Raw genomic sequence first — 12,074 nt, 5'->3', positions numbered from 1 at the left:
TAGTTGAAACACAAACAAAGATTCAAAGAGTTCATTACCTTAACCAATAGAATCCCCTGGGTCCAGACTAATCCAAAATCGAATCTATTAAGAATCTTGGGACTGTAAAATGATACCCAAAAGAAACTCCACCATAAGAATAGCCTACATCATCTAGCTTCAAAGGCGAAACATCCGAAGCGAGGGCCATTGATTTCTGCCACAGCTCAATATCTTCCGTGACTCGACGGACGAAGAACTTCCCAACAAATCGATCCGAAAAAAAATAAGAGTAGCCAAACTCGCTATTTATGCTGAGACTTCCACGACCATCTTGAGAGACCTGTCCCGACTTCTCCCACGAAATGCCAGTGTATCCAAGTGCAGGAATCATCTGAAAATAGGCATATCCGTAGGATGATTTCCATCCGATCTGAGGCCCAAACCCACCGGCAAAATGCAACCTATTAAATTCAATCCCTTGAAAAATTGGGGTCCCTGGATAGCTAATTCGACTCCAACTCGCATACGCCGAGGGAACAAACTTAAGCTGAGCCTGTCCAAACTTTCTTTGACTCTGTTTTTCCAAGTGAGAAAGATTCAATGCTCCCAAATAACGAAAGATATCTCCCCAGACCCCGGAATCATACTGGCTAACACCAACAAACTCTGAACCGTTCGCTTTAAATGAAGGAGTCACCGAAGCAAATTCAACTGAAATTGTGTTTGGTATGAGTCTTACAAACGAGCCCATTTTTTCCGACAAACTCCTGTCCGCATAGGAAGATATTTGTTCAGAATCGAAGCTCAAAGCAAAGGTCTCTTGATGAGCCTCGTTTGTAAATGGCGTCAGCTGAGACCTGACCTCAGCTTGAGTTGAGCGGCCTGAAAGAACCTCTGACTCCACGAGATGGCTCACGCCCAATTCCTTGAAAAGTTGAGTGCGATAGGACCAACTGGGTTTAGAATCAAAGTCATATTCCCAGGCCAAAAAAGTTTCAAGGGTTTCTCCGTATTGCAAGACTTCGGCGTTTGGGTACCGTTTTCTCACATCCGACACAATCGTCAATCCGACTTGATCGCTCAAAAATTCATCTGGGCTTTGTGGTGGAGCAATCGCGATCCGATCAATTGAGAGTCGATCATCGCTCCCAATGTTCTTGTCCCAGTTGATTTCAATGGGATCGACGAAATCCCAAGCTGATCCTGTCAGCAAGTCGAAACCCCAACCAAATGGAGCCAATGTGAACAAAACCAAATTTCCGGCAAAACTTCGACCCCACCTGTACTGAGTTGGCAATATCAAAGTTTTCTTGTTGTGTTCCGATTGAAGAACTTCAAGCTCAAGACCACGGCCTCTGGGCAAAGCGAGAAGAAGCGGAGTCATCCCTACCCTCTTCCCTTGATAACGAACCTCAGCCCCAAGAGGCTGAGACTTCACCACAACCACCTGACTGCGACTCTTCTGAGTTAAACTCGCACAACCAAAAAACCAAAAACTGGAAAGCAAAACAAATAGAAAGAATCCTTGTCCCCTGGGCACGACTAATCTAACCGATAGTTAGGTGCTTCTTTCGTAATACTCACATCGTGTACATGAGACTCACGAAGCCCTTGCGGGGACACTCGCACAAATTTCGCTCTTTTTTGAAGCTCATCAATTGTTTGAGCGCCAAGATAACCCATTCCCGACCTTAAGCCACCTATGAGCTGATGAATAATTCCACTCAAGCTGCCCCGATAGGGCACCTTCCCTTCGATTCCCTCCGGAACGAGCTTTGACATGTCATTGACATCTTCTTGGAAGTAGCGATCTTTAGATCCGTCTTTCATGGCACCAAGACTGCCCATGCCTCGATAAACTTTGTAGGTACGGCCCTGGTACAATATTGTCTCACCAGGACTTTCATCCGCACCCGCCAACATATTGCCCACCATAACGGTCGAGGCACCCATTGCCAGCGCCTTGGTGACATCTCCTGAAAATTTAATCCCACCGTCAGCGATGATCGTCCGACCCAGCTTTTTCGCCGCCTTAGCACACTCAAATATTGCCGAAATTTGGGGCATACCAACGCCGCTCACAACACGAGTCGTACAAATACTGCCAGGCCCAACTCCCACCTTTACAACATCAACGCCTCGCTTAAGCAAATCTGTTGTCCCTTCTGCCGTCACGACGTTACCAGCCACTAAAATGACATTAGGAAATTCCTTCGAAACAAAATCGACCATTTTCATTACATTTAATGAATGTCCATGAGCTGTATCCACCGTAATTACATCACATCCCGCGTGCACCAAAGCAGCAACTCGCTCACGACTCGTTGAATCGACTCCGACGGCCGCCCCAACAAGCAAACGACCATGATCATCTTTTGTGGCTTGCGGAAACGTCTGCGCCTTCTCAATATCTTTAATGGTAATCAGGCCTCTCAACTTTCCTTGATTGTCCACGACCGGTAGTTTTTCAATGCGGTGGCGGTGAAGTATCACCTTTGCCTGCTCCAAAGTTGTTCCGACTTCTGCCGTTACAAGACTTTCCTTGGTCATAATATTCGAAATTGGTTGATCAAGATTTGTTTCAAACCGCAGGTCACGATTTGTCAAGATTCCAACCAGCTTCCCATCCACCGTGATAGGTACGCCAGATATCGAATATCTTTGCATCAACTTCATGGCATCTGAAACTCGATTCTCAGGGTGCATTGTGATAGGATCCAAGATCATTCCACTTTCATATTTTTTCACTCTTTCAACTTCAAGAGCCTGATTTGCAATCGACATATTTTTATGAAGAATACCAAGCCCCCCAATTTGGGCCATCACTCGAGCTGTCTTGTGTTCTGTCACAGTGTCCATTGCCGCTGCAATAACCGGAACTTTAAGAAAAACATTCCGAGCAAAAAAACTGCTCGTATTGATTTCTGAAGGGGTCACTTCCGAATATTGAGGCAACAACAAAACATCATCGTAGGTGAATGCCTGGGGAATCAAATCAGACATGATGCTCTCCTTTTTCGCTTTTCTCGAACCATTTCATATACTCCAGATAGTTATTGGCGGACTTTTTTAAAAAAGCGAGTTCTTCAATACTGAGGGGCCTCACCACTTTTGCCGGACGACCCAATATGAGGGAACCCTCATCAAATGAAGCTCCTTCTGTCACCAAGGATCCAGCCGCGACAATACACCGAGAAGGGATCTTTGCCTTATCCATAATAATGGAACCCATTCCGATCAAAACTTCATCTCCCACTTCACACCCATGAAGGATCACGGCATGACCAACAGTCACTCTACGACCGATTGTAGTTCCAAACTTATTAAAGGTTCCATGAATCACAGATCCGTCCTGAATATTGGATTGATCTCCTATGCGAATAGGCATGACATCACCACGGATCACAGCATTAAACCAAACGGAACATTCTTTACCTAAAACCACATCACCAACTAAAGTGGAGTTCGGAGCCAGATAAGTGCCTTCACCAACTTGAGGCGTGAACCCACGAACAGAAAGCATGACCATATCAAAATCTCCTACATCATATAGGGGTGTTGATTGCGGCTAATACCTGGCTCCAAATTTAACCCCTGCTGAAGATTATCAATATTCGTCTTTAACTCCCGACTTTGCTGAACAAACCAACGTGGCACAAAAAATTTTGCTTTTGAAAAAGACAAAATGAAATGCATTCATCAGCCCTATGACGAAGACCCTGAAGTCTCTCGTCTCCTTTAAATTTTAATTCAACAATTTGAACGTGACCCTTGATTTCGACAAAAAGACATCGGTCCAGATTCACTCCCAACTCATTCAGCAACTTGTGTGTCAACCGATGAGGTGTTGCAGGTACAGTTTTTTGAAACTCTTGAGACAAACTAATCCCAGCATCGAGGGGACTTAACCATACCGGCAGAGTTAACTTTTCGTCCGCATCTCTAAACAACATGATGGGCCGCACCTCGTCTGCGGCCAGAGTGACGCCAAAGGGAAAGACTTCGACCAGCTCCTGATCAGAATGCAAATCAACTTCAAACTTCTCACTCATAATTTTAGCTCCCCGCGCAGAGTCTGAGGAAAAGCTTCTTTTATATAAACGGATACAGTTTGTCCCGTCAGGTCTTCGCGGCCATTGAAATGCACCAATTTATTTTGTGTTGAACGTCCTGCACAACGCCCAGAACTCTGATCATAGTTCTCAACCAAAACTCGCAAGGTCTCGCCCTCATACTTCTTTACCAAATCAAATGCGATCTCTTTGTGTTTTGCAAACAATCGGTCGAGCCTCTCGCTCTGGATTTCGTTCGAGACTTGGTCTGTAAAACGAGCCGCTTTCGTAAACGGTCGCGGACTGTATTTGAAAGCAAAAATACTCTCAAAGGGGACTTCCTCAAGCAAGGAAAGAGTTTCCTGAAACTGCTCCTCTGTTTCTCCCGGGAAGCCCACGATGATGTCAGTGGAAAGGACAGAACCAGGCATCGCCCTTAAAATCATGTGCGCCTTTTCGATATACTCCTCACGAGTATATCCACGATTCATGCGCTCAAGGATTCTTGAATTTCCAGCCTGAACCGGAAGGTGAATATATTCGCATATTTTGTCCCGGTGTCTTTCCATAAGTTCAACGAGATTGAGATCAAAATCCTTGGGATGACTTGTCACAAAGCGAATTCTCTCGATATTCGTATCGCTTGCAAGAACTCTCAATAGTTCCGCAAAATTCGCTCCGCACTCGCTCTTGTAAGAATTCACGTTCTGACCCAAGAGCGTGACTTCTTTCACTCCTCGCAGAATCAATTTCTCGATATCTCCTTGAATATCAGCCATCGGACGGCTGCGCTCTCTCCCTCTTGTGAAAGGGACAACACAAAAGGTGCAAAAGTTATCGCAACCTTTCATGATATTAACAAAAGTCGACACCCCAGGAGCTCGAACCAAAGTCTCGATATAGTAGGGATTTTCGTAGTCAAAACGAGCCGCCACAAGCTTGTTCTGCTGGTGAAGGTCGGAAACGATCTTCGGCAAGTGGTCAATCGAATCAGTTCCAATAACAAAATCCACCATGGGGATATCCACCATGATACGCTCCTTCTCCTGCTGAGCCACGCATCCGGCGATTCCAATCTTAACCTGAGGATTTTTCTGTTTGAATTTCTTGTAGCGTCCAACCTCAGAATGAACTTTGTGAACTGGCTTTTCTCTCACACTGCAAGAATTAATAATGATCAAGGACGCCTGGTCAGGGGTTCCAACCGGCGTGTAATTGGCCATTTCCAGCAATGAATACATCCTCTCCGTGTCATTGGCGTTCATTTGACATCCATAGGTTGAGATGTAAACTCCGAGGCCTTGCCCCCCTCCATCTAAATTTTGACCCAAGTCCAGATTTTTCAATCGGCGCCTCAACGGGTAAGAGATTCCTGCAAAAACTCGTGATATCCTCAGGCTAAATGCCTAAATTCTGAGAAGTATAGACAAGTTTATAAACGTCGACTTATAAAAGGTCAAATCTATCGCTAAGGGGAACACCAGTGCAGCCACGTTTAAAATATTCTTCAAAATGGACTCCTATTCCGGCCGAACTTGCTCAACAAATAAATGAACTTTTCTCTGAAAATTTCAGTAGTTACATAGACGGAGGTACTGTTGTAGTTGAAGGTCGGATTTACTTGAAAGAAGTCCTTCTCAGGCTCGGCTATCGAGCCAAGAACGAATTACGTCAGGCTAACTTTGAAATATCTGTCGAATATGATCGAAATAAAGACAATATGATAAAAATGATCCATATCGCTGTCGACTGTGCCGCCTCTATGATGGAGTCCTTTTTTACCGAGCAAAATGCGGAATTCCCACGGTCCTGGGAGAAATTTGATTTTTCTGGACGGTCCATATACCTGCAGTTCTCATCCACCAACACAGCCTTGGAGTCGCAGGCCGATCAATTGTTAGGAATCCAAGCTGAAGATAATCTCATGCGCGGAGACGACATTGACGAGGACCTAACTGAAGAAGAGTTGGACCTAAAAATCTCTATGCTCGGCCTTGAGGACGAAGACTTTCCAGAAAAAAAGCCGCCCACAAAGGCCACCAAGAAAACGGCAAAAAAAGGACAAAGACAAAGTTAGATCCTTATCTGAAAATCATATCGAGACTAGAAATCGTCATCTTCTCGTGAATGAGTGTCAGAGGCTCCACGGACTTCCTCGAGGATACTGCTATCCTCATCAAACTCACCGTCTTCCCCGCCTGACTCATCAATTTCAAGCTCCTGAATCGCAGCCATGAAATCCTTTTCAGTCCTCAAGTCACGACGAATCATTTCGAGATATTTATCTGGATAACGCGATGTCAGTTCTTCAATATAATGAATGAGTTTGCCATCACAAAGAATCTTCTTGCGTTGCTGAATCTTCTTCCAAAAAAGCAGGTAGTGGTATCGGCAATAACTCTCAACAATTGCAAGCTGGTCGCAGTCCCTGCGTCGGCAATATCTTCGGCCCTCAGCATCAGTGAGAACAATCTCCTCAGGCGGCCTCGATTCAACCTCATGATCACCGGCATCATCAGAGTCTCCGAGATCCTCCGAGGACGCCAGCACAGTAGGGGCCTCCTTCTTGGTGACTGCTGGAGAGACCTCTTTGTCTCTCTCCGTCTCAACTTTGAGCTTTTTAGGCTTCTTTTCTGCTTTCTTTTCCTTGGAGGCAACATCCTCGTGAGCCACTAACCTATCGTCGGCCTTTGCCTTTGGAGTTCGATCTTTATGATCCTTTAATTTGACCGTGACTCTTTGTGTCGATCCTGCTTTAGACCTCAGTTTTATCTTAGGTTTAGCGACTTTTTTTGCCGGAACCTTTTTAGTCGAAGCTTTTTTTACGACAGTCTTTTTTGGGGATACCGCTGTTTTTTTTTTGGTTTTAACAACCTTTTTCTTCTTTTTAGCCATGGGGATAATAGTTGAGTTATTTTTATACGGGCGTCAAGTGGTAAAAGTTTTTCAACCCCCTACTTGATCCTAATATTGCCCTCAGTGGTCCGAACAAAAACTGAGCCAGCAACCTCCCCGCGAAGTTTACCTTTTGAGGATTTCAGGCTCGGTGATCGAGTGACGGCCAAAAATGCTGGCAACACCAATTGACCCTCGGCGGTCGCCACATTAACAGTGGCTCCAGAATTCGGAAGAGTGAGATTGACATTGCCCTCCTTCGACTGAATCCTCACGTCAGCATCTCCAATGACATTTGCGGTAACAGAGCCTCCTCCGCTTTGACCTCGAAGCTCACCGCTGAGCTTGTCGATCATCAGATTGGCCCGAAGATTTTGAAAATCCAGACGACCTTTGAGAGTCTCTATTTTGGCCTGACCAGCAGTCGTGACCAAATGAAGTCCCCCCTCTGAATCTCCGACGTGAGTTTCTCCAGTAAAATTTTCTAGATCGATTTTTCCTTTAATATTAGCAAGTTGAACTTTTGAATTAAAGCAATCAACAACGACATTCCCCTCTCTTCCGACAACCGAAAGTTCCCCACTGCTATTTCTGAGGGTCGCCTCACCCTTGCCTCCGTGCAGTCGTAAACTGCCCTTCAGGAGGTGGGCTGATACGGGAGCGTTCCATCTCTCGATGGCGATTTGGCCCTTCCTCCAGGAAATTTCGAGTGGAACAGGAGGCGCCGCGATCTCAAGATAAAACTGAGGAACCCCACCCATCAGTAGTTTCACCCAGTCCGACTTGCTTTGGGGTGAGTGAATGGCCGCCTCGATGATATCCCCCTTGCGCTGCAAACTGAAATTCCATTCGTCCAAAACAGACTTCGCCTCTGAACTCATTTTTGTTGGATTTTCTTGTTTCACACGTATGCTCAGCTCTCGGGAACCGGAAGCCTTTCCTTCGACCTTGATGGTTCCTTCAAATCCCAGTACCACCAATCTGTCGTTTGGCTTCACTTCAATGACCAATGGTTTGTAATCGATAACAGCCGAATGAGCCTGCGGAGTCTCCAATCCACCAACCAGTACCAAGAGAATTCCCATTGATAAGTTCAGCGACCCGCGTGTCCACTTCACAAAGTTGCTCCTTTTCACCTGCCTGTGATGATAGCCAAGGACTGACCAATTAGCACCTGTTCCCTTTGATGACACAGTGAGTTTTAAGTTGAAGCGCGAACCCATAGGATTGACAAGATATCTTGTGATTTCCCAAAATCAGATCGACCCGAACCCGTCCGAAGTCGTTTTTTTCTTTTACAAACTGGAGGTCCCCGTGTCTCAAGCAGTATATGTCGTCAGTGCTCAGAGAACTCCAATTGGTGCCTTCCAAGGCACTCTCAGCTCCCTTCCTGCACCACAACTTGGAGCCGCAGCCATCAAATCGGCTTTGGAAAAAGCCGCTCTGAAATCAGAGTTTATCGATGAATGCATCATGGGCCACGTTCTCACTGCGGGAACGGGTCAAGCTCCAGCGCGGCAGGCCGCACTGTCTGCAGGCCTCTCCCCTTCCACTCCATGCCTAACGATAAATAAAGTGTGCGGATCAGGACTCAAAGCTATCATGCTGGGAATGGATTCCATTCGTCTTGGACAGAGCGAAATCGTCATTGCTGGCGGACAGGAAAACATGAGTTTAGCTCCCCACCTTTTGATGGATTCCCGCAATGGATACCGACTGGGCCACGTTCAGACATTGGATTCACTTCTTCAAGATGGTCTTTGGGATCCTTACCATCAGTGGCATATGGGACAGGCCGCAGAATTGTGCGCGAGAGAACATAAGATCTCTCGAGAGGAGCAAGATAAGTTTGCAATTGAATCCTATGAATGGGCGCAACGAGCTCAAAAGTCTGGGACTTTCAATGATGAAATTGTTCCCGTGAAGATTGAAGGCAAAAAGGAAACGGTGATTGTCGAGAAAGATGAAGAGCCCCCAAACGCAAGATTCGATAAAATGCCGGGATTGCGTTCTGTTTTTGAAAAGCAGGGAACTATCACGGCTGCTAATGCAAGTAAAATTAACGATGGTGGAGCAGCCGTTGTCTTGGCGTCTGAAACAGCTGTTAAAAAACATCAGCTCAAGCCTATAGCAAGAATCATCAATCACGCAAGCTTTGCCCAGGAGCCCAAATGGTTTACGACAGCTCCAGTCGGAGCAATGAAAAAGTCCCTCCATTTGGCGGGATTGAAAGCCCAGGATATCGGCCTGTGGGAAATCAATGAGGCCTTCAGTGTTGTCACTCTGGTGGCGATGAAAGAGCTCGGGTTGAATCGCCAAAAAGTCAATGTCAATGGAGGAGCGGTCGCCCTCGGCCACCCGATCGGAGCCAGCGGAGCAAGGATTTTTACAACTCTCGTGCACGCTCTAAAAAAACAGAATCAAAGTTTTGGAATTGCCAGTCTCTGCATTGGCGGAGGCGAAGCCGTTTCTGTGTTGGTGGAGAGAATATGAGAAGAACCGATAAGGTCTACGCAAACGCTGAGGAAGCCATCCACGGAGTGAAGGACGGCATGTTTTTCCTTTTTGGAGGATTCGGTCTTTGCGGAATTCCCGAAAATTGCATTCTGGCTCTCAGAAATTCAGGAGTAAAGAATCTGACCTGCGTATCAAACAACGCAGGGGTTGATGATTTTGGCTTGGGCCTACTTCTCAAGACCAGGCAAATTAAGAAAATGATTTCCAGTTATGTCGGCGAAAATGAGATGTTCGAACGTCAATTCCTCAATCAGGAATTAGAGGTCGAACTGATCCCTCAGGGCACTTTGGCCGAGCGCCTGCGCTCGGGAGGGGCTGGAATTCCCGCTTTTTACACTCCAGCAGGAGTGGGAACCCTTGTCGCAACTGGAAAAGAGGAGAGAGAGTTCGAGGGACGACGATACATTCTGGAAAAATGGATCCGAGGTGATTTTGCATTTGTGAAAGCATGGAAAGGCGACAAATTTGGCAATCTTATTTTTCGGAAAACGGCCCGCAACTTCAATCCCATGGTTGCAACAGCTGGAAAGATCACAATTGCTGAGGTCGAGGAACTGGTCGAAATTGGAAGTCTTGATCCCGACAACATCCATACTCCTGGAGTTTATGTTCAACGAATCTTTCAAGGAACAAATTACCAGAAACGTATTGAAAACCTGACCGTGCGCAACTAGACCAGAGGAGAACTATCGGTGGCAAAAATATTAGATCGTAATCAAATTGCTCAGAGAATTGCTCAAGAGGTCGAAGACGGGTTTACAGTTAACCTCGGTATTGGGATACCCACTCTCGTTGCCAATTTTATTTCTCCAGCAAAAACCCTTATGTTACAGAGCGAAAATGGATTACTGGGTATTGGACCCTTTCCTCACAACGATGAAGTGGACCCGGATCTTATCAATGCTGGGAAGCAAACGATCACCACGGTACCTGGATCCAGTTTTTTTTCCTCTGCGGACAGCTTCGCCATGATTCGCGGTGGCCATATCGATTTGACCGTTTTGGGCGCTATGCAAGTTGATCAGAATGGAAATATCGCCAACTGGATGGTCCCAGGAAAAATGGTGAAGGGCATGGGTGGAGCCATGGACCTCGTTGCCAGTGCCAAGAGAGTCATTGTGGCTATGCAACATGTCGACAAATCAGGGGAGTCCAAGCTGCTTAAAGAGTGCACGCTTCCTCTGACGGGTATTCATTGCATTCACCGAATTGTAACTGACATGGCCGTCGTGGATGTCAACCCGACTGGCTTTCTCTTGCGCGAGATTGCTCCAGGCTTTGAAGTTGATGACATCATCAGGGCCACTGCGGCCCCACTACAAATCGCCTCGGACCTAAAAGTCATGACTTTTGGTTGAAGAGCGCCATTTATCCAACATGATGCCAAGATCCACCTTCATAGAAGGGAGGTAGCCTTTTGTCCTTTTGCAATTCTATTATTTTGAGAAAGTCCTCCTTTTTGAGAAAGCCTTCGTCACGATAATTTCTCAGTACTGACTGTATGAGCTCTTTAATTTCTGGATCATCTGCGAAACTTGCTTGTTGAAAAATTGCCAGGACATCATCAAACGGGAGATCTGTGACATAATAGAATTCACGAACAAGCCAGATGAGCTCGTTGAACGCCTTGAGTTCATTATTCCACCGGGTCGTTGGGACTTCCTCTGGGTATAAAAAGATCATATTTGGAATTTCAAAACCAATGGTCCTTTTCATGTGCGCCAGCTCGCGATTTATATAATCCCTGATTTTAGACATAACAGAAAATCTAACCAACAAGGTATTCCTCGGGTCACGTTCGAGAGCATCAGGAAGGAAAGAAAAGAGAAATTCATTGGCCAGAGGTATGAGCTTTTCGGCAACCTGCGTCCTGGCAAAGTCCGAGAATGGAGCCCCCACCGCATCTTTTGCAAGCACCCAATCCAATGGAATACTCGATGCGGCAAGGCTGATGCTCGTTGGAAGCACATCTCACAGCTCGTTGGGTGCCCAGTTGCCTTCAAGAATATGATTCATTCTGAGTTGATAGAGGTGAATCATCCGATCCACGAGATCTGGCTCCCCCTTTCTCCCAAGCCTTAACAAAAATGTTGGGTTGCTCCCATTTTCCCTCAGCGAGTTCCAAACGCTCATCTTCATCTGCAAGTAGCGCAGGACATGTGGAGCGGCGAGCACAGAATCATTACCGTAAGGAGATGTGTGGATAATATCTAGGGCATCCAGTGCCATCCTGTCCGGAGTGTAAAAGACTGCCTTCCACTCTTTGGCCACATATGGATCTCCACTAAGATGCTTTTCAAAGACAGCATCTTCCGCATTAAAAAAAGACCTCTCTGCTTTTTTAAGGCTAAATTTAGGAGAGGGAGTTCGTTTGAGGGATGAACGAAGGCCTGGCATGCCTAGATCCTCATGGAGAGGCTTGTCAGGCTTACCCTTTACTACTACTAATCTTATTCGGTTCCTACAACTTTTATCCACAGGGTCTTCAGGAGGCTCTGATGCCGCAACAGAAATACAAACAGATGCTAGCAATATGACTATCCAACTCTTCACGATAACCCAGACCTTCCCTAATCGACATCGGAGCAATTTTTCACGCTGCCATTGTCGCCTGACGACATAAGTTCC

13 protein-coding genes are annotated in these 12,074 nt (G+C 46.1%); 4 read left to right on the top strand and 9 right to left on the bottom strand.

What is annotated here, in order from left to right; genetic code table 11:
- Positions 1–67 precede the first annotated feature (67 nt).
- From IPJ71_02605 to miaB, 5 genes are all read right to left on the bottom strand, one after another.
- Entirely contained in the window at positions 68–1,522 is a 1,455-nt protein-coding gene (locus IPJ71_02605; GenBank protein ID MBK7842576.1) for a hypothetical protein, read from the bottom strand.
- Positions 1,523–1,524: 2 nt separating this feature from the next.
- Complete coding sequence (gene guaB / locus IPJ71_02600) at positions 1,525–2,985, bottom strand: IMP dehydrogenase (protein MBK7842575.1); 1,461 nt, start codon at positions 2,983–2,985, stop codon at positions 1,525–1,527.
- Complete coding sequence (locus IPJ71_02595) at positions 2,978–3,511, bottom strand: gamma carbonic anhydrase family protein (protein ID MBK7842574.1); 534 nt, start codon at positions 3,509–3,511, stop codon at positions 2,978–2,980. Before IPJ71_02595 ends, guaB begins: the two co-directional genes overlap by 8 nt.
- Positions 3,512–3,602: 91 nt before the next feature.
- Positions 3,603–4,034, bottom strand: a complete 432-nt coding sequence (locus tag IPJ71_02590) for a bifunctional nuclease family protein (GenBank protein MBK7842573.1) — start codon at positions 4,032–4,034, stop codon at positions 3,603–3,605.
- Positions 4,031–5,299: a tRNA (N6-isopentenyl adenosine(37)-C2)-methylthiotransferase MiaB gene (gene miaB / locus IPJ71_02585; protein ID MBK7842572.1), complete on the bottom strand. Its 1,269-nt coding sequence runs from the start codon at positions 5,297–5,299 to the stop codon at positions 4,031–4,033. The genes IPJ71_02590 and miaB overlap by 4 nt, the downstream gene beginning before the upstream one ends.
- Positions 5,300–5,517: 218 nt before the next feature.
- On the opposite strand from miaB, the gene IPJ71_02580 reads away from it, so the two are divergent.
- On the top strand, positions 5,518–6,111 hold the full coding sequence (locus IPJ71_02580; protein MBK7842571.1) for a hypothetical protein: 594 nt from the start codon (positions 5,518–5,520) through the stop codon (positions 6,109–6,111).
- A gap of 26 nt (positions 6,112–6,137) precedes the next feature.
- Here the strand turns inward: IPJ71_02580 and IPJ71_02575 are convergent, their stop codons facing one another.
- Complete coding sequence (locus IPJ71_02575) at positions 6,138–6,929, bottom strand: hypothetical protein (GenBank protein MBK7842570.1); 792 nt, start codon at positions 6,927–6,929, stop codon at positions 6,138–6,140.
- Between the two features lie 59 nt (positions 6,930–6,988).
- Entirely contained in the window at positions 6,989–8,047 is a 1,059-nt protein-coding gene (locus tag IPJ71_02570; protein ID MBK7842569.1) for a DUF4097 family beta strand repeat protein, read from the bottom strand.
- A gap of 196 nt (positions 8,048–8,243) precedes the next feature.
- Between IPJ71_02570 and IPJ71_02565 the strand changes: the two genes are divergently transcribed.
- Genes IPJ71_02565 through IPJ71_02555 form a run of 3 tightly spaced genes read left to right on the top strand, consistent with a single transcriptional unit; the run spans position 8,244 to position 10,804 of the window.
- Positions 8,244–9,422, top strand: a complete 1,179-nt coding sequence (locus IPJ71_02565) for a thiolase family protein (GenBank protein ID MBK7842568.1) — start codon at positions 8,244–8,246, stop codon at positions 9,420–9,422.
- On the top strand, positions 9,419–10,120 hold the full coding sequence (locus IPJ71_02560; GenBank protein ID MBK7842567.1) for a CoA transferase subunit A: 702 nt from the start codon (positions 9,419–9,421) through the stop codon (positions 10,118–10,120). Before IPJ71_02565 ends, IPJ71_02560 begins: the two co-directional genes overlap by 4 nt.
- A gap of 27 nt (positions 10,121–10,147) precedes the next feature.
- Positions 10,148–10,804: a 3-oxoacid CoA-transferase subunit B gene (locus IPJ71_02555; GenBank protein MBK7842566.1), complete on the top strand. Its 657-nt coding sequence runs from the start codon at positions 10,148–10,150 to the stop codon at positions 10,802–10,804.
- Between the two features lie 10 nt (positions 10,805–10,814).
- Here IPJ71_02555 and IPJ71_02550 read toward each other — a convergent pair whose 3' ends face one another.
- The gene (locus tag IPJ71_02550) at positions 10,815–11,414 is read right to left on the bottom strand and encodes a hypothetical protein (GenBank protein ID MBK7842565.1); all 600 of its coding nucleotides are present in this window, start codon (positions 11,412–11,414) and stop codon (positions 10,815–10,817) included.
- A gap of 3 nt (positions 11,415–11,417) precedes the next feature.
- Positions 11,418–11,843, bottom strand: coding sequence for a hypothetical protein (locus IPJ71_02545; protein ID MBK7842564.1), 426 nt, complete (start codon positions 11,841–11,843; stop codon positions 11,418–11,420).
- Positions 11,844–12,074 lie beyond the last annotated feature (231 nt).

The organism is Bdellovibrionales bacterium, from assembly GCA_016714165.1.
Classification (GTDB): Bacteria; Bdellovibrionota; Bdellovibrionia; order Bdellovibrionales; family UBA1609; genus JADJVA01.
This window is presented reverse-complemented; position numbering and strand designations above follow the sequence as displayed.